Here is a 22,111-nt window from a genome sequence, read left to right on the forward strand (position 1 = left end):
CTAATTCAGAGGTCTGTATATGACCCCTAGCTGATCCAATTCCTGTCCTGCTCTTCCATAAAATCCGGCTATATACCACCCTGCTGGTGCTTCAAGTTTAATTTGATCCGATGTCTTTTGTCCGCCTTCAATCTTATTTCCAAGATTGGTCAACAACTCCACGTAAAAGATCCGTTTATCTCCATTTCGTGTCCCCTGACCAATGGTTGCCTGGGTTAAGTACTCTCCGTCTGCCAAGTTCAATGTGGAAATGTTTGATTGACCACCATGTGCCAGGTTCGTTCCATCCCTGTACAACGTTGAAATGCCGTCTACACGATTGCCTGAGTTAAGCACCACTGAGCTAGGTCTGGACTCCGGAATATGATCCAGATCATTAAACCCGGTTCCTCCGGATCCTCCGATTGTTGAACTTAGTTGGTACTGAGAAGATGTGTTGAACACGAATTCCGCTGTAATCGGATAATGATCGGAGAGTTGCTTCCCACTCGGATCAACAAACGTTTGATTTTCCAAACGATAACTCTGTGCATTAAGGGACAACGCTTTACTTCCGCGATACAAAATTTTGTCGACAATTTCATAGTTCGGGCCATGTATATTGGTTGCATCCATAAGAGCATCCCCATCAGGGGGAATACTTCCACCTCGAATCAAATCGATCCACGGATCTCTTAAACCATTCTCAGACATGAGTAGCTCTATATTGTCAGCCGCACGAGTGTACCGTGTATTGGTATCCCCAAATACGATAACCGCGTTCCCGTCCGAGTGCTCCTTGATGTAATTGGAGAGTTGTCTGATATTATCTCGTCTGGCCTCAAGCGATTTATCATCGCTACCTGCGTCCGCATGCAAGTTGTAGACGTCCACTTTCACCTGAGGTGTGATCTCATATGTAGCTGCTGTAAATCCTTTTGGAGTCAATTCATCACTTCCATTGTCAAAAAGACCAGATCGCTTATCCCAGGTAATACGTTTCAAGTCACGGAATGGATATTTGGACAGACTGTTCAACCCACTACCAAAACCCGCAATTCCGCTTGTTGTCGTCAGATACGGCAGAGTGACCTGAGATATCAGCTCATTATGATAATTAAAATCCTCTTGCACATTAATAATGTCATAGTCATTTAATTTGGGGGAAATCTGAACGGTGTACTCCTTGGGGTTGGAACTGGATACCAGATCCGGAAGACCACCTACATTGTAACTAAGTACCTTGAATGAACCCGATATCGTTCCACCTTCTGCTGCACTCGCCGTTGATAAAAATAAAAGCCAGCTCGTAAAGGCAACAACAGCAGACAATACCAATGCTGCTCCTTTTTTAACCATACTTCTTCGCATTATATACCTCCTCATATTAGAATCTATTCAAATATATGTAATATTCGTTAATGGAAGAATAACGCTGGTCTATTCATTTGTAAATATACAAATTGAACTAAAGAACATTTTCACTTGCCACTCCAATGACAGAACAACCTTCTGAACGCTGTTATCACGAGATTTTTTGAATAAAAATACCCCCTAGAAAGACTTTTTAAAGAGTCTGCTCTAGAGGGTATTCGATCACATGAAATTATATCTACCGCTTAACATCAGCAGCTAGCTTCAGCTTCACGGCTTCGAATGGCGCTGCATTGGATTAACCAATGGAGCCTTCCATTTCGAACTTGATCAATCTATTCATCTCAACGGCGTATTCCATTGGCAATTCCTTCGTGAATGGCTCAATGAAGCCCATGATGATCATCTGTGTTGCTTCTGCATCAGTCAGACCACGGCTCATCAGGTAGAAGAGTTGATCCTCAGACACTTTGGACACTGTAGCTTCATGCTCCAGCATGATGTTATCATTCATGATTTCATTGTAAGGAATGGTATCCGATGTGGACTCATTATCGAGAATGAGTGTATCACACTTGATGTTGGATTTCGCGCCCTCAGCTTGACGTCCAAAGGAAGCCAAACCACGGTACGTTACTTTACCACCATGTTTACTGATGGACTTGGATACGATCGTAGATGTTGTATCCGGAGCCAAGTGGATCATTTTCGCACCTGCATCTTGGTGCTGGTTTTTACCAGCAACAGCGATGGAAAGTACGGAACCTTTAGCTCCACGGCCTTTCAGTACAACCGCTGGATATTTCATTGTCAGTTTGGAACCGATGTTACCATCGACCCATTCCATTGTTGCATTTTCTTCTGCAACCGCACGTTTTGTAACGAGGTTGTAGATGTTTGGTGCCCAGTTTTGAATCGTTGTGTAACGAACACGGGCATTTTTCTTACAGATGATCTCAACAACCGCACTGTGCAGTGAGTTCGTGCTGTAGATTGGAGCTGTACATCCCTCTACATAGTGAACGAAGCTGTCTTCGTCGGCAATGATGAGTGTACGCTCGAATTGTCCCATATTCTCGGAGTTAATTCGGAAGTAGGCTTGCAGAGGCACTTCACATTTAACGCCCTTAGGCACGTAGATGAAGCTTCCTCCGGACCATACCGCACTATTCAAAGCAGCAAATTTGTTATCTGCTGGTGGAATAACTGTTGCAAAATATTCACGCAAGATTTCCGGATGCTCTCTGAGAGCCGTGTCCGTATCCATGAAGATTACACCTTGGTCTTCCAATTCCTTTTGCATGTTGTGGTATACAACCTCGGATTCATACTGAGCCGATACACCTGCAAGGAACTTTTGCTCTGCTTCAGGAATACCCAATTTATCAAAGGTTTCCTTGATTTCGGAAGGAACTTCCTCCCATGTTTTACCTTGTTTTTCAGAAGCACGAACGTAGTACTGAATTTCATTGAAATCCAATCCGTCGAGATCTCCGCCCCATTTCGGCATCGGCATCTTTTCGAATTGTTTCAAGGATTTCAAACGGAATTCCAACATCCAATCCGGTTCATTCTTAATCTTGGAAATCTCGGTAACCACTTCTGCAGTCAGACCTTTACCGGTTTGAAAGATGGATTTGTGCTCGTCGCGAAAACCATATTTGTACTCTTCCATTTCTGGTGCTTTTTTAGCCATCTTGCTCTACCTCCCTATCGTTATTGTACTTTGTTCTCTTCGTCAATCCCTTTGCGTAATGCATTCCAGGCCAGAGTGGCACATTTGATGCGTGCAGGGAACTTGTTCACACCGGATAGGGCTTCGAGATCTTCATAATCGTCGAAATCGACTTCTTCACCTTTCATCAGTGAGGAAAAACGGTTAGCGATATCGAGTGCCTGTTCCATCGTTTTGCCTTTGACAGCCTCCGTCATCATTGATGCAGAGGACATGCTGATGGAGCAGCCTTCACCCGTATATTTGGCTTCCTGAACGATTCCGTCTTTCAGCAAAATTTGCAGTGAAATCCGGTCGCCGCACGTTGGATTGTTCAAATTCACCGTGACAGCGTCATTATCAAATGTTCCGCGGTTACGCGGATTTTTGTAGTGGTCCATTATAACACGTCTGTACAGATCATCAAGTTGCATCGCCAAAATACTCCTTTGTCTGGATTAAGGCGCTGACAAGCCGATCTACATCTTGTTCGTTATTGTATAGATAGAAGCTGGCACGAGCTGTTGAGCTAACTTCAAGCCAGCGCATTAGCGGTTGACAGCAATGGTGTCCGGCACGAATGGCTACGCCACTCGCATCCAGAACGGTTGCCACATCATGCGGATGAACATCCCCCAGATTAAAGGTAACGACACCCACATGCCGCTTCGCTGGGCCATAGATGGTTAACCCATCGATCTCGGCCAGTCGTTCTGTTGCATAAGCTGCCAGCACACTCTCATGATGTGCGATCTCATCCATACCAATCTGCTCCAGAAAATCAATGGCAGCTCCCAACCCTACCGCACCTGCGATAATCGGGGTTCCACCCTCGAACTTCCAGGGAAGCTCTTTCCAATTGGATTCGTACAGACCCACATCATCAATCATTTCACCACCGAACTCAATGGGTTCCATGGACTCCAGCAGCGCCTTTTTGCCGTAGAGTGCACCGATTCCGGTTGGTCCGCACATTTTATGACCTGATAATGCATAGAAATCACAGTCCAGATCCTGAACGTCCACCTTCATGTGAGGTGTGCTTTGTGCGCCATCAACAACGATGACAGCACCATTGCGGTGTGCAATTTCAGCAATTTGTTTCACAGGATGGATCAGACCCATAACATTGGATACATAAGCGATCGCTACAATTTTAGTATTGTTTGTAATCGTCTTCTCAACATCAGCCAATTCAATGTGACCATCAGGCTGAAGCGGGATGTATTTTAATGTTGCACCTGTCTCCTTGGCAACCTGCTGCCAAGGAATCAGATTACTATGGTGCTCCATTTGCGTGATAACAATTTCATCGCCTTCTTTGCAATTGGCGCGGGCATAAGATGAAGCCACCAGATTCAGGGCTGTCGTTGTCCCGCGGGTAAAGATAATCTCCTGTGTACGGCGGGCATTGATAAACTTGGCTACCTTCTCACGTGCGCCTTCGTAAGCGTCTGTTGCACGGCTTCCAAGAGTATGAACACCGCGATGTACGTTGGAGTTCTCATACTCATAATAATGTTTGACTGCTTCGATCACAGCACGAGGCTTCTGTGAAGTCGCAGCACTATCTAAATATACGAGCGGGTGTCCGTTAATTTCCTGGTGGAGGATCGGGAACTGCTCGCGAATGGACGGGTTCATTGTCCCAGCTTCTTCTCAATCAGGGACTGCAATTGGGTGCGCAGTGCTTCCAAAGGAATATCCGCCACCACCGGAGCCAGGAAGCCATAGATGATCAGGCGTTCGGCATCCGTACGGTTAATTCCGCGCGACATCAAGTAATGAATCTGCTCGGCATTGACTTGACCAACAGAAGCCGCGTGACCTGCTGTTACATCATCCTCATCAATCAGAAGGATTGGGTTGGCGTCTCCACGTGCTTTAGGGCTCAGCATCAACACTTTCTCTGTCTGCTGTCCATCGGCTTTGGTAGCGCCTTTCTCAATCTTCGTGATCCCGTTGATGATTGCAGAAGCTTCTTCACGCATAACTGCACGTGTAATCATCTGACTTGGTGTATTCTTGCCGAAGTGACGAGCTTCTGTGGTGTAGTTGATTTTCTGTGAACCGGAACCTACAGCGATGACTTTGGAATCAGAACTTGATCCATTGCCTTTCAGCACGGTCATCGTGTTGCTCGCTGTGTCGCCATTGTTCATTTCGCCTACAATCCACTCGATGGAAGCATCATTCTCCAACACTGCACGACGGAATGAAACATCAGTTACATTCACACTCAGTTGATGAACCGATGCGAAACGTACTTTAGCACCGGATTTTGCGAATACTTCCACAACACCATTATGGAAAACAGGTGCGGACAATTCGCCAGATACATAGTTATCAACATAAGTTACTGAGCTGTTCGCTTCTGCAACCACAAGCACGTGAGGTGCAAACGTTGCAGATGCGTCATCCGTAAGCAACACTGCTTGCAGTGGTACTTCGATTTCGACATTTTTCGGAACATACAGGAAGACCCCGCCATTCCAAAGTGCCGCATGTAATGCAGCGAGGGAATGCTCATCGGCTTTCACTGCTGTGTTCAGATATGTTTTTACCAGATCGCCATGTTCGCGAACCGCTGTAGCCAGATCCGTAAAGATAACTCCTTTTGCCGCCAGATCAGCAGACACTTTAGAGTATACCGTACCGGAATTGCGCTGGATAACCAGACTGCCTTCAGCTTGATCCTGAACCAGATCTTTGATAGAAGCAGGTACTTCTGTCAAAGAAGAAATAGCTTCACTTGTTTTATATGTTCCGTACTCGCTGACATTCCAGCGTTCGATTTTTTGTTTTTCCAGTTTAGGAAGCGCAAGCCCGCTCGCAAGCTTTAAAGCTTCGAGCCGCTGTTCGGTCAACCAGCCGGGTTCATTGTTGCTTTCCGACAAGGCGCGAAGCGCTTCAGATTCAACCGGAAGAATTGTTTGTGTAGTCATTGATTAATCCTCCTCCGTTTTGTCTTTACGCTTCTTGACCTACAGTTTCGTCTGTAATTCCCAGCTCTTCCTTAACCCAGTCATATCCTTCAGCTTCCAGACGGTGTGCCAGTTCAGGTCCGCCAGATTTCACGATACGACCTTGCATCATAACGTGTACGTAGTCAGGAGTAATATAGTTAAGCAGGCGTTGATAGTGAGTGATGATCAAGAAACCACGATCTTCGCTCTTCATTGCATTTACACCGTTAGCCACGATTTTCAAAGCATCGATGTCCAGACCGGAGTCAATTTCATCAAGTACTACGATTTTCGGATCAAGCAGCATCATTTGCAGAATCTCGTTACGTTTTTTCTCACCACCGGAGAAACCTTCATTCAGGTAACGGTGAGCAAACTCAGGGTTCATGTCGAGTTCTTTCATTTTACCTTCCATTTGACGAATGAACTTGATCAGGGAGATCTCGTTACCTTCGCCACGACGTGCGTTAATTGCACTACGCAAGAAGTCGGAATTTGTAACACCTGCAATTTCACTTGGGTATTGCATAGCCAGGAATAGACCTGCACGTGCACGCTCATCTACTGCCATATCCAATACATCTTCACCATCAAGTGTAATTGTACCGTCAGTTACTTCATATTTCGGATGGCCCATCAATGCAGAAGCCAGAGTTGATTTACCTGTTCCGTTCGGACCCATGATTGCGTGGATTTCTCCACCTTTCATTTCCAGGTTGATGCCTTTCAGGATTTCCTTACCTTCGATCGTCGCTTTCAGACCTTCAATGACGAAATTCGTAGCCATGTGTATTGTTTCCCTCCATTGATTAAATTGATGTTTGCTGTCGAAAACGAAAAAGCGCCTATTATATCTGAACAGGGCTTCCCCTGAATTTCTCCTGTACTCGAATCTTCAAAGCAAGAACACTTTAGAATAATTCTAAACTGATTCTCAATGATAATCAAGTCATTTCCTAAGAACCTTTGTCTCTTGCATGAAACCTTATTCTTTCTGATTCTATAGTAAAAGACAAATTGAATCAAATCAGAAAACATCTTACGCACAAATGCACAGTGAGAAAAATCACAGCAATTCAAGCTTTTATGTCATCTGCTATACACTAATCTAAAAAAAGGACTCATCCATATTATGGACAAGTCCCTCCGTTAAATAACGTTACCATTTACAATTTGAGCATCTCGTTAATCTTCTGTACCTGTTCGTCAAAATCCGCAACGTCCACCACCGGCGTCATTTCGCGCGGCACCGGACCATTCGGAATAGAAATCCATGAACGACAACCGTTATATTCAGGCAGTATGGGGATTTCCATCGGTTCTTTCAAAAGGTACACACGTAAAATCAATACATGGAGCGGATCTTTGCGTTTCCATTTCAAACGGTCTTCGGCAAAATCCGCTGTCCACATATGAAAGTCAAGAAGTCGATCCAGCATCTCCTGATCTCGTATCTCCAGATCCTGCGTTACTTCGGCATATGCAGTAATACGGATTGTCGAAGCTTCGGGCACCCATTCGGCCAGTGATTCTTCAACATAGGATTGATCCGAGGACTTAATCAGTTCTTTACGCTGATGTTCATAAGTCGGATACAGATAAAACGCTGGACTTTTCAGCTCAAAATGTCGGGTTTCCTCTACAATGCCACCTTTGCGCATCACCATTATTTGGCGACCCGTTTCCAGTGCTTTGATCGCAGAAGCCCATTCTTTTAAAGCCGGCATCGTTGGTTCTAACATAAGCGGTTCCCTCCCAATCGTTCTTGTCAGCAGTATAGACGCTCAGGGCATTTCTGACAACAAATCGGGGAGCAGAAGGCTTACGTAAGAAACATGCTAGTTTTAGATTAAATTTGGGCTGTATTAACCCAGGAAAGAGCGAAGCATCCACATGTGTTTCTCAAGGTCAGCCTTGAAGCCTGTCAGCATATCGGATGTTGGTTGATCTTCAGCTGCATCTGCAACTTCGATACCTTCCTGATATTCATTCGAAAGTGTAGCGAAGTCCTCGATCAGGTTTTGCACCATTGTTTTCGCGTCTTCGCCACCTGCTGCTTCCTGGATAGAGGAAAGCTCCAGATACTCTTTCATTGTAGCTGCTGGGCTACCTTTCAGCGTGAGGATACGCTCTGCGATTTCATCCATTTGCACTGTAACTTCGTTGTAGAACTCTTCGAATTTCACATGCAACGTGAAGAAGTTAGGTCCTTTAACGTACCAGTGATAGTTATGAATTTTGACATACAATACGTTCAGGTTAGCTACCTGACGATTAAGTACTTGTTCCACCGATTTTGCTTGATCTGTTTTGTTTTTTGTAGCCATATTAATCCCATCCTTTATTTAAAATTAGTCTGTCATGCCATGATAAGCAGGTTGTCCCGCAATGCATAACAGAGAGTTAATAATGTGTCACCGCATGTAGCGGAGAGGCTTGCTAACGGTGTTTCTCTCAACCGTCCGGCCTATTTGTTTTTACCCTGGAACAGGAAGTTCGAATCAGGATCGACTTGGCTTGTCTCAAAAAAAAGTTCAAAAAACGCGTTATTTCCGATATACTGACATATACCAAGCAAAGAAGTGGGTTTTCCTGTTTCTTCATATATATGGAGGTGGCACCTTTGTCCCAATATCGCCCGTTTACCCCCCAGGATGCAATTGAACTAGCCAGAACATTACCGGGTCCATTTGCGGCAGATGCAAATCTGGATTGTCACGAGATCGGCGACGGCAATCTGAATTTGGTTTTCCACATCACGGATCAGAACTCCGATAAAAGTATCATTATCAAACAGGCGCTTCCTTATGCGAAAGTGGTTGGAGAATCATGGCCGCTCTCTCTGGTACGTGCCCGCATTGAACGTGAGATTCTTCAGGAAGAGTATCGTCTGTGTCCAGGGATGGTACCCGAAGTGTATCATTACGATGATGACCTTGCGTTAACGGTAATGGAAGATCTGAGTGATCATGTGATCATGCGCAAAGGCCTAATCGAAGGTGTTTCCTATCCTCTTTTTGCACAGCATATCGGGGAATTCATGGCAAGAACGCTGTTCTTCACATCCGACTTGGGCATGGATCAGCAATTGAAGAAGGAACAACAGGGCAGATTCATTAATCCGGATCAATGCAAAATAACGGAGGATCTGATCTTTGATGAACCCTACCGGATCGCCGAGAAAAATAATTATGATGCTTCCATTGAAGACGAGGCTGAAGCCCTTCGCACGGATGAAGAGCTTCACCTTGAAGTGGCCTTGCTACGGGAAAAATTCCTGACACATGGACAGGCACTGCTTCATGGAGATCTGCATACAGGCAGCATTTTTGTTACACCTGAATCAACCAAGGTCATCGATCCCGAATTTGCATATTACGGCCCCATGGGATTCGATGTTGGTGCAGTCCTTGCGAACCTGCTCTTGAATTACGCATCCCTGCCAGGATGGATTCAGGATGAGACTGCTTTGCGTGAGCGTGAGACGCTTTTGCTGAATATGGTTCGTGATGTATGGACTGAATTCGAATCTCGTTTCCGTGCCCTCTGGGTTAATGACCTCGTTGATCCGATGGCAAAAACGCCAGGGTATCAGGATCTGTATGTGCAACAATTGTTCAGAGATTCCATTGGCTTCGCAGGTGCCAAAATGGTTCGTCGTATCGTGGGACTCGCTCACGTGGCGGATATAGATACTATTCCAAATGCGACTGAACGTGAACATGCTCAGCGTAAAGCGTTGTCCATTGGTAAAGCATTGATCAAGAACAATCGTCGCTTGAATACCATCGGCGAAGTACTGGATATTGTATCCACAGCTGTTACTACTACTAAGGCTTAACATAAGGAACGGAGGAACCACCCATGACAACCCCTGAATATCAGCCTCTGTCCTCTCTAATCTGGAAAAAGGACAAGCTTGAAATGCTTGACCAGCGTCTGCTGCCCGAGACCATCCTCATGCTGAAATTGTACACACCCGAGGAAGTATGGGAATCCATTCACTCCATGAAAGTACGCGGTGCTCCGGCGATTGGTATTGCTGCTGCATTTGGTGTTGTATTGGGTGCCAAATCATATGACGGAACAACCGTTCAAGGTTGGTTAGACCACGTAAAATCCATATGTACTCATCTGGCTACTTCCCGTCCAACAGCGGTGAACCTGTTCTGGGCACTGGATCGCATGATGCAAAAAGCAAATGAGGTCGTTGAATCCGGCCTGAGCCTGGATGAGGGCAATGATGCTCTTGAAGTAGAAGCTCTGTTGATTCAGAAGGAAGACGAAGAAGTATGCCGCATGATCGGCGAGAATGCACTGCCTTTATTCGAAGATGGTATGGGTGTACTCACTCACTGCAACGCAGGCGGACTGGCTACGGCAAAATACGGTACGGCAACTGCTCCAATGTATCTCGCACAGGAACGTGGCATTCACCTGAAAGTATTTGCAGACGAAACTCGTCCTGTACTTCAGGGTGCACGCCTGACTGCTTTTGAGCTACAGCAAGCCGGCATTGACGTTACGCTGCTCTGTGATAACATGGCAGGCATGGTGATGTCCAAAGGCTGGATTCAAGCCGTTATCGTCGGAACGGATCGTGTTGCTGCGAATGGTGATGTAGCTAACAAAATCGGGACTTACAGCGTAGCCGTGCTTGCCAAAGCACACAATATTCCGTTCTATGTAGCGAGCCCATTGTCGACTATCGACTTGTCTACTCCATCCGGAGATCTTATTCCGATTGAGGAACGAGCTGCGGAGGAAGTGACCGAAGGATTTGGCAAACGCACAGCACCTCAAGGTGTTAAAGTATACAATCCAGCATTTGACGTAACGCCTAACGAATATGTAACAGCTATCATCACGGAAAAAGGTGTTGTTCGCGCACCTTTCCAAGAAAACCTGGCTGCCTTGTTCGCGAAGGAAGAAGCTTAATTTAATAAGAGTATTCAAGAAAAAGTTCGTGTATAGAGCTAGTGGCTACTGATGTGCCCGGCTCTGTATTAGAACGCTAAGACGCTAAAGAAGGGCTTCCCATATGGGGAGCCCTTTTGTTAGTGCTTAGATCATTTTCAACAAAGCCTCTACACCCGTCATGCCAACCGTAATGCCCATCGCCTCGGCTTCTGTTGTTACCGACTCCATAGGTGCATGCAACAATTGCTCCAGTGTACGCACACCAACCGCCCGAGCCGCAATAATCTTACGATCCCCGAGCTTCTCATTAAGTAACCCCACGTCGAGTGCTCCGCACATGATATATCCTTTGGATGTGTTAATGGTCAACAACGTTGTTTTGGGCAGCTTGACTTCTACCCCTACCAATACATGCTCTCCAACTACAATGGGCTCCATCGTCACCATAATTTCCCGATCCACCTCCTCTTCCACAGGTCACGATAATTGTATGCCTCATTCTGTATTGTCGTGTGGACACCTGCCGTGTTTGAGAAAATGTAGGTACTTACAGTTCAAATATATTGTTGGTAAGTCTTTTCGCAGACTTAGATAGTAGAACTGAGCTTTCAATGAAATATAAAAAGCCACCTCAGAAATGAGGCAGCTCTCATAATAATCGTTAATATTTTTGAGCGTCTATAAGTTCATCAAGGTCATACTTCAAACTATAATCAGTGTATATCACTCTAAGCCTTACAGCATCAGTAACCCTAGCCAACATCAAACTAATACTGGTTTTTTTCTTGTCAATTACCCAATTACATTCCAAAGCAACCGCACCCGAGAGTAGATTTTTTTCTATGTCATCGTCATAATGAACTCGCTTTCCATTTGGAGTTAAACCATCTTGGAAGTTAATTGAAGCATCATATTCGTCAAAGAGGTCACGTTTTATACTGAAGTATTTATAAACTCTGTCCATAGTCGTTTTCTTAAAATCATTAGGATAAATCTCGTATACTGCACGTACTAATTTGTTTTTGTAGAATATGTATACTAGTTTTGCGTTGACTCTGAATCCCGTTGTTTTGTACTCCAATAACGAAATATCCTTTATTTTTGATTGATCTAGCAATTTAGATTTTTCTTTCTTTTTAACCTGATTAACTGTCATACCCCAATTTACGTTCTTAAAATCATACTTAGTAGCTGCTGTTGCTGGTTCATATGTAGTTGAAACGACAAACAATAATAAAACTAAAAACGATAAAACCAACTTCTTCATATGTAGACCTCTTCTCCTAAATTATGGAATTATTATACCATGCCAAAAGGAGCGGGTCTATGGGATTCGATAGAAGGTATTAGAACGCAGGGAATAAACACTAATAAAAGCACCCCTCACCCAAGGTGAATCAAATTCGGCCTACCTTAAAACATATGCTCATCATTCTTTAATTTCCTTATCTCCGTTAACTCTCTTCTAATTCCCAGTACACGTCTATGAAGTACACTTCGATCTATTGATTCAGCTACCGACTTTTTGAACTGGACATCCAATTCACTTAATTGCTCCTGAGCTAGTTTCTTTTTATGTATTGGTTTTACTTGCACTTTTGCAGTTGCAGGCTTGATAGGCTTCAATCTTTTCTGCTTCATAATCTGTTCAAATACACTGTCCTCTTGATGCATGGTCTTCATTCCTTAATGTGTGATGAGCATATTGTAACATAATAACGAGAAGACGGTTGTTAAACGTCAGAGTACAAACAATTAGAGTGGGCATGAGCCTATTGGAGATCAACATATTAAAGGGATGCTAAGCAAAAGCACAGCCTTTACGGGGTTCGTCATAAGATACAGTCACAATTGATTTCTTTTTGCGTTCTCAACTCCCTTTAAACACTTTTGAAAACTAATGAATATTGTCTCATACGGGTTCATTATTTACATGTACCAGCACTTTGCCACTCTACTCCAAAATGAGGTACGATAAGTTGCTCCGCACATGCCAATACGTGCTCTCCAACAATAATGGACTGCATCTTTCAACAAATTTCTCGTTCAACCTCCTCTTCCACAGTTCACGAATGTTGTTTTCCTCATCTGGATTGTCTTGTGGACATCTTCGAAAAGACGTGAATAATAAGGTTTATTTGTGATATTCACCCAATTGTTTCGGCATATTTCTGCGCCTCTAGCACTATGATAATTTCCTTTTTAATGATATAGTGAATTGAAGCGTTTTTTTGAGCTGACATACTTTTTAACGGGGCTGGGATGAATGAAAGAAACCTTATCCAATCAAGAGGACATCGGCTTTTTATTTAATGTCGATATACTTATTAAGAGCCGCTCAAATGCATTGGCACTGCAGTCCCTGTTGGAGTTCATAAACAATGAAGAACAAATTGCGGACTTTCGGATTCAATCCGGCATAGAGCTAGGCAAAATTATTGAAGCGACACTCCAGTCCAAGAAGGACTCTTTCGTTACACTTCACAACGAACGCAAAAAATCACAAGCCAACGCAGCACAGAAGGCGTCCACTGCACCTCAGACACCTGCCTCACCTGCTCCAGTCAAAACACAGAATCAGCAAGAAAAACCGGTTAGCGAGAAAAAGCCTGCCACCCAAACATCCAATGTTTCCGATGGAAACTCGTTTGACGCGTGGATTGACACGCTCATTAAAGAGAATAAACTCACCCGTATTGTTGTCAATAACAAAAACGGTAAACATCAGAGCATTCCTTGCCGTATTCTGAATTTTGATCGAGATACCAGTATTGTGAGCATCTACCATGTCGATGAAAAACAGGTGTATACGTTCCGAACCAATGAAATCGATGAGTTTCTGTAACTAACTTCATCGGATTAAAACAAAAAGCAACTTGCGTTAGAATGACGGGACATTCTAACGCAAGTTGCTTTTTTAGTTCTATAGTTCATGCAGGATTGAACCCTCCAAGATTGGTTTGGACCGATCAGGAGCGATCCTTACCTCGTTGCCATACATCTAATGCCAATAACAACCATCCGGCAATGAAGGCTACCCCACCAATCGGTGTGATGGCACCCAGAATCTTGATGCCAGAAATACTAAGCACATACAGGCTGCCCGAGAACACGATAATTCCGATAAACAACAGACGCGCTGCCCACTTCAGTTTCGTCGATGCTCCAAGTTGACCAGCCGTCAAACCAATAATGAGCAAAGCCAATGCATGAATCATGTGATATTGCACACCCGTCTCATATGTAGCAATGGCCGCCGGCCCAATCGTATCCTTGAGCATGTGAGCACCAAACGCGCCGATCGCCACCGATAGCATGGTCATTACAGCTCCAAGCATCATCCATCTTCGTTGCATGTAAGTTCTCTCCCTTAATTCAACTACTCTTCACTCCTATTATTGTAGCGAATCCACTCCTTCTTTACCAGTCGGGGTGGAGCTTCATAGATCATATGTCTGTTTATACTTACTAATCCTATCCCTACCCTATATATCGTAATATATCATAGAAAACTGGCGTAAATCCTTGATTTTTATCGATATTTATGGAAAAGTAAACAGGTATGTCATCGTTGTATTTTAAGTGCAAGTTCAAAAAGATTGGTTTTCAGTACCGAGAAGATGGGATGAAGCTAGAAATGGAGTAGCGGAGCGTAGGGAAAACTACGTGAGCAACGGACATTTCGGGTGAATCCCATATTCGATGATGATGATGCCGTTAGGCATCTTTCGTAATCAAAAGCGGACTTTTTGAACAACCTCTAAAAGGAGAATCATTACTCATCGATTAGGTTAATAACACTCAGTACGATGATTAAGGGAGGCAAGTCAACATTATGGATAATCGCGATTCTTATAATTCAGGTTATAACAACACGGATCAGAACCCTGGCCATGCAGATCCATACAATAACAATGGGTATGAAGCATACCCGCCAGATCATGAGAGACAACCAATGGTACCTCTGAAACATTCCGGACCTGGAATCGCCAGCTTTGTCATTGGATTGGTTGCAATCTTGGGTTATATTCTGATATTCTTTATTGCCACCATGGCTGTAAACGAGTCCATCGGAGTTCTAACCCCGTTGCAGACAGAAGAGATAGCCTTGCATCCAGCAGTGGTTCTGGCTTCATTAGCCATTCTGGTCTGCCTGATACTCAATCTGGCCGGAGGCATCGTCGGAATTATTGGTCTTGTCCTCAAGAATCGAAAGAAAGTTTTTGCCATTATCGGAACCATATTAAATGGAATCATGATTCTGTTATTCGTTGGACTTATTTTGGTAGGCATAACGCTGATGTAACGCTTTGCATCAACGTCATGTTTCCTTATAATTAAAATGAATGGGTTTACACATAAGTATAATCTATATTTTTTGCCAAAATCATTGTTTTCAAAGGAGATTGACATGTCACGAATCAAAATTTTTGCGGATAGCACAAGTGATCTGGCTCCAGAATGGATCCAGCAGCACGATATCGGTATCATCCCCTTATATGTCGTGTTCGGTGAAGAATCACTGAAAGACGGTGCTGAGATTAAGCCTGAACAGCTATATGAACGTGTCAGCCAAGATGGGCGTCTTCCCAAAACAGCTGCACCTTCCCCCGCTGATTTCATAACGGCATTTCAACCTTACATAGATCAAGGGGATGAGATTCTATATATCAGCTTATCTTCTGAACTTTCCTCTACCTATCAAAATGCACGACTAGCGAGTTCCGAGTTCCCGGAAGGTCGAATCTCGGTCATTGACTCACAGAATCTCTCATCAGGAATTGCGCTGATGGTGATGAAAGCTGTACATGCTGCTGATAAAGGACAAAACCTGACTCAGATTACACACCTGATTGAGGCGATGAAATCAAATGTACGCACGGAGTTTGTCATCGATACACTGGAGTATCTGCATAAAGGCGGACGCTGTTCGGGCATGCAGAACCTGATTGGAAGCCTGTTGAAGATTCGTCCTGTCATCCGGGTAACGGATGGCAAGATGGCACCTGCCTATAAAGTGCGCGGTAAACGGGAGAAAGCTCTGGAACAAATGCTGAATAATACACTCAGCCAGAAGGATCAGATCGATCCAGACCTGCTGATTGTTGTGCACACCATGGCTGAAGAGGATGCGCTTGACTTGCAGAAGTCTTTGCAGGAACAAACGGGTGCCCGAGTGGAACTAACCACTGCTGGATGTGTAATATGCAGTCACTGCGGCCCAAAAACGATTGGAATCATCTATAACACTGTTTTATAGTATTACACGTAATATCGGATCATATTATCCAAATCCTTTCTTCTGGCTCTGTATGTGGTTACATCCAATACTTGGACGGGCGTACCGATACAACCAAAAAGGGCATTCCGAGCTTAATCGCTCAGGATGCCCTTTAATATTTTGCTAAACTTTTGTATGACCTGCATTTGGTCCATTGCTCATTATGATAATGGATCAATAAGTTTTGGTCCGTAAATCATCCAGACTTTTAAATGCATAACCTTGCTTACGTGCCTCATCAATAATGGAAGCCAGTGCTTCCGTGTTGTCTTTGGATACCGAATGAAGCAAAATGACAGCCCCCGGATGAAGTTGCTTCAGTACCTCTTGATGAGCATATTGTGCACCACGCTGCACATTAGTATCCCAATCTTTATAAGCAACAGACCAGAACACGTTCACATACCCTTGAGCATGACTCTCCGCAAGCGTGCGATTGTTAAAGATCCCTCGTGGTGGACGTAGAAAGGTCGCTTGTTGACCCGTCAGCCGATTAACCTCCGACTTAACCTTCTCAAGTTCCTCTCTAAGTTTTTCATTGGAGATGCGGGTCATATCCGGATGACTCCATGAATGATTACCGACAATATGACCTTCAGCCGCCATACGTTTGACCAACTCAGGCTGATCTTTCAGATAATGACCTGTCACAAAGAAAGCAGCTGGCACCTTCTTGGTACGCAAAACATCCAGTATGGCAGGTGTGAATCCGTTCTCATACCCGTTATCAAACGTAAGATACAATTCCTTCTGTTTTGTATCCCCCAGGAAAATGGCATCGTTATGTTGTAAGATCGATTTAAAGCCTTCCTGATCAATGGAGGGCAGTTGACCATTTTGACTTTTTTTGAAGCCAAAGTGATACGCTCCGGTAACCGGTGATGCTTCAGTCTGTGCCGGTACCATACTGATGGATAACAGTCCCAACAGTATATATAGAATCATTCGCTTCATTCTATCCGCTCCTGTTCCTGAAAAATTCGGTTAGTCGTTTGCACACACGAATACCTTCAGGTAATATGCCACAGGAACGGCCAATGTATGTAAATCATTAGCGATCGAAACGTTTATTTTCAGGTTGTGGCGGAGATTGATAAAACAATTCAAGTAAGGTCTGGGGTTTCCCACTGGAAGCAAGCCATTCCCTCACGGTCTGTATGGCACGGGTCTGTCCATCTCCTCGATCACGCCATGTAAGCAGCTCGATAACTTTGATAATCAAGGCCGACATATTGTGATTATCCAGTTCAGATCGTTCTGCCCTCAGCTTGTGATACAAAGCCTCCTGCTCCCAATCCAGTAGAATTTCATCACCAATGGTTGGCTTCAAAAGTGTATACGCTCTGTCACAACCTTTACAACGAACCGTGCGGACCTGTTCATCTATAAATTCCGCTCGGACATCCTGCTGGCAATCCGGGCATTTGAATCCAACTTGTATGTTTTGTATGTTTTCGTTCATGACATTGTTCCTCCTGCGTTGTGGGCATTTGCATCATTCAATGCAAATACTCCTTGGATATATGCATATTGCTTATGTATGTACTACATCTATACCCGATATTTTGTCGATTCACGCTTATTTTGAAGAAATCTGTAAGGTGCTATAATCTTGTAAATATGTTAAAATATTATACATACCATGGTAGGGAAAAGGCGGGATACTCATGTCGAAGGAAGAGCGCAATATAACCTGGCAATCATCCAGCATCAACAGACAAGACCGGGAGAAGCATAATGGGCACCGGAGTCGTGCCATATGGTTTACCGGGTTATCAGGTGCAGGAAAGTCATCCCTTGCATTTGCCCTGGAGCAATATCTCTACGACCAAGGCGTACGCTGTTATGTTCTTGACGGGGATAATGTACGTCATGGACTGAACCGTGATCTCGGTTTTACAGCAGGGGATCGTCAAGAAAATCTGCGGCGAATCGGTGAAGTATCAAAGTTAATGGTAGATGCCGGGTTGTTTGTACTTTCGGCTTTTATCTCTCCTCATGAACAGGATCGGGAGATGGTCAGACAGTTATTTGAACCAGATGATTTCATTGAAATCTATGTGCGCTGTTCAATTCAAGAATGTGAGCGGCGTGATCCCAAGGGGCTGTATAAAAAAGCTCGCAACGGTGACATCCCGCATTTCACAGGCATTTCCGCCCCCTATGATGTACCAAAATCTCCTTCATTCATCATTGATACGGAGCAATCTTCCATTGAGAAAGCCGTGCAAGAGATCGTACAACATTTGGAACAGATCGGAGCTCTCCAGCTTCCGCGCCCTTCCAATACAGAACTGGTCCATTAATTCTTGCTCATTATACTAACCTACTTACATGAAAGGCGCGCCCATAGTGGCGCGCCTCTTTACTTTATGTCATAACCTACTTTACTGCCCCACAACACCCGCTTGCATATTAAGAAGCTTGCTGAACGTCCCTACCGGATCAGTAGATAACTGCTGGTACCCGCCTTCTTGAATCACCCGACCTTCATCAAGCACAATGACACGATCTGCCGTCCGAATCGTGGACAATCGGTGTGCAATCACGATAATGGTCACATGTCCTTTTAGCCGTTCCAGCGCCTCATGAATGTACTGTTCATTCTCACTGTCGAGCGCACTTGTTGCTTCATCAAGTACCAAGACCGAAGGATTACGCAGCATGGCCCGAGCAAGCACCAATCGCTGACGTTCGCCCCCGGATAGCCGAATACCCCGATCACCAATAATCGTATCCAGACCCTGAGGCAGCTTCCTCACAAAAGCCGCAGAAGAGGAAAATTGCAAAGCCTGCCACATCTGCTCTTCACTTGCATTTGGATCAACCAGACGCAGATTCTCACGAATACTTGTATGAAATAGGAATGGGTCTTGGGAGACATATCCGATGGAACTTCGCCAGCTCAATAATCGTTCTTCTGACAGAGGAACACCGTCAATCAGAATACGACCAGTTTCAGGCCTCACGAGGCCCATAATCAGATCTATCAGCGTGCTCTTTCCTGCTCCGGATTTCCCCACAATTGCGGTCATTCCCCTTGCTGGAATCGAAGCTTGCACATTTCTCAATGAGTACGTATCACTTCCCTCATAGCGATAGCAGACATCCTCACACGTGATAGATTCCTTCAGGATCATTGGTTCAATCCTATGAAGACTAGAGTCTTCCGCCGAAGCAATCTCTGCACTAATCTCACGACTCTTCGCCGTCTGCGCTTGCAGTTCTCTGACTACCCGAAATGCAGGCAGCATGGAGCTGATGTACTCCAGATTGGACTGAATCGCCGTAAATCTTGGCCATAATCGGGAAAAGATAAGGATAATGAGCAGCAGACTTGCTGGAGGCACCGTCATTACACGGAGAGAAAGATAGATGAATGCCGCAATAATGATTGCCGCGGACATCCGGTGAATCAGCTGTGTTCCACTGTTCAATTGACTAAATTGAATGACGTTGCGTTCAATCTGTCTGCACATACGCTCAAACCAGTTCATATGTGACCGCTCTAGCATGTTGCTCTTAATATCCTTAATGCCGTTGAAATGCTCGGTAATACCGTTATAATAACTTTGCGAGAATTCAGAGGTCTGGTCCCCGATCTGCTTGGCCCGCTTGACGAATTTTCGTAATACAAAAAATAATAACAATCCACAGACCAGCACAAGTGCCGTCAACTTGGCGGATAACCAGAAAGCGAGACCAATCTGAATTCCCGTAAAGATCAGAGAGGCTGCCATTTGCAGCATAATGCTTGTTCCCTGGCTCACACGTGCAAGTTCAGTCGTTAATATATGGTTAAAATCGGATTTTCGTTTTTGGAGAAAAAATGACCATTGCGCCATGATAATGGCACCATAGGTTTCCATGCGCAGCGTTCGTACAAATTGCTGCTGGATTCGAGTATTACGGATCGTCTGGAGACGCTGCATCCAGGCCTGTCCGGAGACAATCAACACAAAGGTGAACAATACGAGTAACAATTGGCTATTTTCAGAAAAACGATTCAACACGTCGCCAAGCCAGGGAATGTTTAAGCCTGTGGAGCCCATCTCAAATATGCCAATCAGACTCAGCATCGGAACAAGCATATAGATGCCGATCCCTTCCATGAGACTGATACAGATCATCCCTAGCAGATTCCAATATAAAATGGGCCCCGTAACATGATGCAACTTTCGCATGAAATACCTTAATTCCGAGATCATACTTTACCCCTTTCCGTCACCGTATACCTTTTAATTCGCCGCCAGAACCAGAGAAACGGACGTAACGGAAAGTACAGAAAAAACAAAGAACGCGGAAGCGGCAATTGATCCACATCCCATGTACTTGGATATAAACGTTCAATAAAGAAAAACCATTTCTGTTTTGTACTTCGAAGTTTAAACAAATACGATTGATAAGACTTCATATCAGCCGGACTTTCCAGCATATCGTTCATGAACTTTGCGCCTTCGCTGGCTAATCGCTTGCCTGTACGGTCACTCAAGGACATTAAGGACCTGTACTCTACATCCAGCGGCGTATTCAGCAGCTCCGAGGCCAGATAAAGAGCCTGTGAACCGATTGATAAACGTCCCTCCGCTTTCAGCCGCCGTTCTACTTTCTTCACATCAAGTGGCATGCTGCGGATCATCTGGTCGATATCCAGTAACCAGCGCAGTCTGAACCAGCCATGACGTGCTCCATGGGTTACGAGATAGGCCCATAGATCTTCTTGTTCAAGCATACGGACAGGTGTCTGTGTGTATGAACTGAACCGGCTGCGTTTCCACAGCAATTCAAAATCGGTTTCTTTACCCGAATCCGGATTCAGACGCCAATGGATCTCCACTTGAGTCCGTTTGACCGGATGGGTGTAACAGATATGATGTTCCCGCCATTTCCAGCTGCGCACTGTAGGTGCCCGCTCCCCTTCCTTGGATACGTATCCGAGGGTAGCCAGAATGTTCTCAGCTGCTTCTACATCAGCCAAAGGAATCAGGATATCCAGATCTTTGGAGGTTCGCATGGATACGTCCCCATAGAGGTCATGAGCCAGCGCTGGCCCCTTTAGTGTAATATTGCGGATGCCGCGTTCACGGAAAGCTCCACACACCTGCTCCATTTCAGCTGTTAGATGTAACATGCGAAACGTATTGACCGTATATTGTTGTCTCAGACTCTCCATAACATCTACAGGAATGATTGCAGAGTTTAATTCTTTCATTTTCAAATAAAGGACAGAGTATAAGCGGTGATGATAGACAAGCCGCAGAAAGAGCTGCCAATCGGTTCCTTGCAAACCCGCCTTGAATTCTTCAGGGGATAGAGCCGTCAGATCACCTCTAATCATGCTCAAAATCAGCTTAAGCTCCTTCGGAAACCCTGATGAATAGAGTTCACTTTCATGTATCATAGACAATCTCCCCAGATCCCTTCTCCGGACACCGTTTGCCAAACACACCGACAACCGTATATTGGTCCATAGTATCAGCTCCGGTCACGATCAATTTACCACTTCGCAGCCAGGCATGAGCCATCATATGTCCTTGCTTATTCCGTGCAGTCCCCATGTATAACGTACTCTCTATCTTGCGTCGCTCAAGCATCTTCATCCCGGCAATCGCCATTACAAGGCAGCGGCTTTCCCATAACGTATATTTACTGGCGAGCGAAATCGCTTTGGAAATATTCCGTATGGTGATGACCTCGCTGCGTTCGAGTCCTGTCATCGGTGTTTCTACCATAGGCGTACCCAGCCCTGGCGCGATTTTGGCAAATGGCATAGCCTTCTGAATGCGTGCCCAGCCAAGGAGGATATAGGCCTCCCATACCAGTCGACGCATCGACCGCGGGAGCGAGAGATAAACCTTTATTTTTCGCAACATGATT

23 protein-coding genes are annotated in these 22,111 nt (G+C 44.8%); 6 read left to right on the forward strand and 17 right to left on the reverse strand.

Features of this window, described 5'->3' with window-relative positions; all coding sequences use genetic code 11:
* The 8 genes from NSQ38_RS26545 to NSQ38_RS26580 form a co-directional block, all read right to left on the reverse strand.
* A complete protein-coding gene (locus NSQ38_RS26545) occupies positions 1-1,350 on the reverse strand; it encodes a jacalin-like lectin (RefSeq protein ID WP_339784886.1) in 1,350 nt (449 codons plus the stop codon).
* 301 nt (positions 1,351-1,651) lie between these two features.
* Complete coding sequence (gene sufB / locus NSQ38_RS26550) at positions 1,652-3,049, reverse strand: Fe-S cluster assembly protein SufB (RefSeq protein ID WP_076209130.1); 1,398 nt, start codon at positions 3,047-3,049, stop codon at positions 1,652-1,654.
* Between the two features lie 20 nt (positions 3,050-3,069).
* Positions 3,070-3,501, reverse strand: coding sequence for a Fe-S cluster assembly sulfur transfer protein SufU (gene sufU, locus NSQ38_RS26555; protein WP_017689537.1), 432 nt, complete (start codon positions 3,499-3,501; stop codon positions 3,070-3,072).
* Positions 3,491-4,711, reverse strand: a complete 1,221-nt coding sequence (locus tag NSQ38_RS26560; RefSeq protein ID WP_076318350.1) for a cysteine desulfurase — start codon at positions 4,709-4,711, stop codon at positions 3,491-3,493. The genes sufU and NSQ38_RS26560 overlap by 11 nt, the downstream gene beginning before the upstream one ends.
* Positions 4,708-6,012 (reverse strand): Fe-S cluster assembly protein SufD, encoded by a 1,305-nt coding sequence (gene sufD, locus NSQ38_RS26565; RefSeq protein WP_339784888.1) that lies wholly within the window; start codon positions 6,010-6,012, stop codon positions 4,708-4,710. Before sufD ends, NSQ38_RS26560 begins: the two co-directional genes overlap by 4 nt.
* Positions 6,013-6,037: 25 nt before the next feature.
* Positions 6,038-6,820, reverse strand: a complete 783-nt coding sequence (gene sufC / locus NSQ38_RS26570; protein WP_062833524.1) for a Fe-S cluster assembly ATPase SufC — start codon at positions 6,818-6,820, stop codon at positions 6,038-6,040.
* A 379-nt stretch (positions 6,821-7,199) separates the two neighbouring features.
* Positions 7,200-7,775 carry a DUF1802 family protein gene (locus tag NSQ38_RS26575; RefSeq protein ID WP_339784890.1) on the reverse strand — a complete coding sequence of 192 codons (576 nt, stop codon included), beginning with the start codon at positions 7,773-7,775 and terminating at the stop codon, positions 7,200-7,202.
* 123 nt (positions 7,776-7,898) lie between these two features.
* Positions 7,899-8,360, reverse strand: coding sequence for a Dps family protein (locus NSQ38_RS26580; protein ID WP_017689542.1), 462 nt, complete (start codon positions 8,358-8,360; stop codon positions 7,899-7,901).
* Between the two features lie 296 nt (positions 8,361-8,656).
* On the opposite strand from NSQ38_RS26580, the gene mtnK reads away from it, so the two are divergent.
* Both mtnK and mtnA read left to right on the forward strand, forming a co-directional pair.
* On the forward strand, positions 8,657-9,874 hold the full coding sequence (gene mtnK, locus NSQ38_RS26585) for an S-methyl-5-thioribose kinase (RefSeq protein WP_339790716.1): 1,218 nt from the start codon (positions 8,657-8,659) through the stop codon (positions 9,872-9,874).
* 23 nt (positions 9,875-9,897) lie between these two features.
* Positions 9,898-10,971, forward strand: a complete 1,074-nt coding sequence (gene mtnA, locus NSQ38_RS26590) for an S-methyl-5-thioribose-1-phosphate isomerase (RefSeq protein WP_339784892.1) — start codon at positions 9,898-9,900, stop codon at positions 10,969-10,971.
* Between the two features lie 126 nt (positions 10,972-11,097).
* Here the strand turns inward: mtnA and NSQ38_RS26595 are convergent, their stop codons facing one another.
* From NSQ38_RS26595 to NSQ38_RS26605, 3 genes are all read right to left on the reverse strand, one after another.
* Positions 11,098-11,400 carry a DUF1805 domain-containing protein gene (locus tag NSQ38_RS26595; RefSeq protein WP_017689545.1) on the reverse strand — a complete coding sequence of 101 codons (303 nt, stop codon included), beginning with the start codon at positions 11,398-11,400 and terminating at the stop codon, positions 11,098-11,100.
* A 214-nt stretch (positions 11,401-11,614) separates the two neighbouring features.
* A complete protein-coding gene (locus tag NSQ38_RS26600; RefSeq protein ID WP_339784894.1) occupies positions 11,615-12,220 on the reverse strand; it encodes a hypothetical protein in 606 nt (201 codons plus the stop codon).
* A gap of 146 nt (positions 12,221-12,366) precedes the next feature.
* Entirely contained in the window at positions 12,367-12,627 is a 261-nt protein-coding gene (locus tag NSQ38_RS26605; RefSeq protein WP_339784896.1) for a hypothetical protein, read from the reverse strand.
* 592 nt (positions 12,628-13,219) lie between these two features.
* On the opposite strand from NSQ38_RS26605, the gene NSQ38_RS26610 reads away from it, so the two are divergent.
* Entirely contained in the window at positions 13,220-13,798 is a 579-nt protein-coding gene (locus tag NSQ38_RS26610) for a hypothetical protein (RefSeq protein WP_339784898.1), read from the forward strand.
* Positions 13,799-13,922: 124 nt separating this feature from the next.
* On the opposite strand, the gene NSQ38_RS26615 is transcribed toward NSQ38_RS26610, so the two are convergent.
* Entirely contained in the window at positions 13,923-14,309 is a 387-nt protein-coding gene (locus tag NSQ38_RS26615; protein WP_017689551.1) for a DUF423 domain-containing protein, read from the reverse strand.
* Between the two features lie 479 nt (positions 14,310-14,788).
* Between NSQ38_RS26615 and NSQ38_RS26620 the strand changes: the two genes are divergently transcribed.
* Both NSQ38_RS26620 and NSQ38_RS26625 read left to right on the forward strand, forming a co-directional pair.
* Positions 14,789-15,259, forward strand: a complete 471-nt coding sequence (locus NSQ38_RS26620) for a hypothetical protein (RefSeq protein ID WP_339784899.1) — start codon at positions 14,789-14,791, stop codon at positions 15,257-15,259.
* A 105-nt stretch (positions 15,260-15,364) separates the two neighbouring features.
* Positions 15,365-16,213, forward strand: a complete 849-nt coding sequence (locus tag NSQ38_RS26625) for a DegV family protein (RefSeq protein ID WP_339784901.1) — start codon at positions 15,365-15,367, stop codon at positions 16,211-16,213.
* 195 nt (positions 16,214-16,408) lie between these two features.
* On the opposite strand, the gene pdaA is transcribed toward NSQ38_RS26625, so the two are convergent.
* Positions 16,409-17,188 carry a delta-lactam-biosynthetic de-N-acetylase gene (gene pdaA, locus NSQ38_RS26630; protein ID WP_339784903.1) on the reverse strand — a complete coding sequence of 260 codons (780 nt, stop codon included), beginning with the start codon at positions 17,186-17,188 and terminating at the stop codon, positions 16,409-16,411.
* Positions 17,189-17,285: 97 nt separating this feature from the next.
* A complete protein-coding gene (locus tag NSQ38_RS26635; protein ID WP_338593084.1) occupies positions 17,286-17,696 on the reverse strand; it encodes a hypothetical protein in 411 nt (136 codons plus the stop codon).
* Positions 17,697-17,901: 205 nt separating this feature from the next.
* Here NSQ38_RS26635 and cysC point away from each other — a divergent pair, with 205 nt between their 5' ends.
* Positions 17,902-18,540 carry an adenylyl-sulfate kinase gene (cysC, locus tag NSQ38_RS26640; RefSeq protein WP_338593081.1) on the forward strand — a complete coding sequence of 213 codons (639 nt, stop codon included), beginning with the start codon at positions 17,902-17,904 and terminating at the stop codon, positions 18,538-18,540.
* A gap of 81 nt (positions 18,541-18,621) precedes the next feature.
* On the opposite strand, the gene NSQ38_RS26645 is transcribed toward cysC, so the two are convergent.
* Genes NSQ38_RS26645 through NSQ38_RS26655 form a run of 3 tightly spaced genes read right to left on the reverse strand, consistent with a single transcriptional unit; the run spans position 18,622 to position 22,107 of the window.
* Positions 18,622-20,439 (reverse strand): ABC transporter ATP-binding protein, encoded by a 1,818-nt coding sequence (locus tag NSQ38_RS26645; RefSeq protein ID WP_339790718.1) that lies wholly within the window; start codon positions 20,437-20,439, stop codon positions 18,622-18,624.
* On the reverse strand, positions 20,439-21,572 hold the full coding sequence (locus tag NSQ38_RS26650) for a nucleotidyltransferase family protein (RefSeq protein ID WP_339790721.1): 1,134 nt from the start codon (positions 21,570-21,572) through the stop codon (positions 20,439-20,441). The genes NSQ38_RS26645 and NSQ38_RS26650 overlap by 1 nt, the downstream gene beginning before the upstream one ends.
* 52 nt (positions 21,573-21,624) lie before the next feature.
* On the reverse strand, positions 21,625-22,107 hold the full coding sequence (locus NSQ38_RS26655) for a lasso peptide biosynthesis B2 protein (protein ID WP_074094340.1): 483 nt from the start codon (positions 22,105-22,107) through the stop codon (positions 21,625-21,627).
* Positions 22,108-22,111: the final 4 nt, after the last annotated feature.

This window comes from Paenibacillus sp. FSL R7-0313, from assembly GCF_037969885.1.
Taxonomy (GTDB): Bacteria; Bacillota; Bacilli; order Paenibacillales; family Paenibacillaceae; genus Paenibacillus.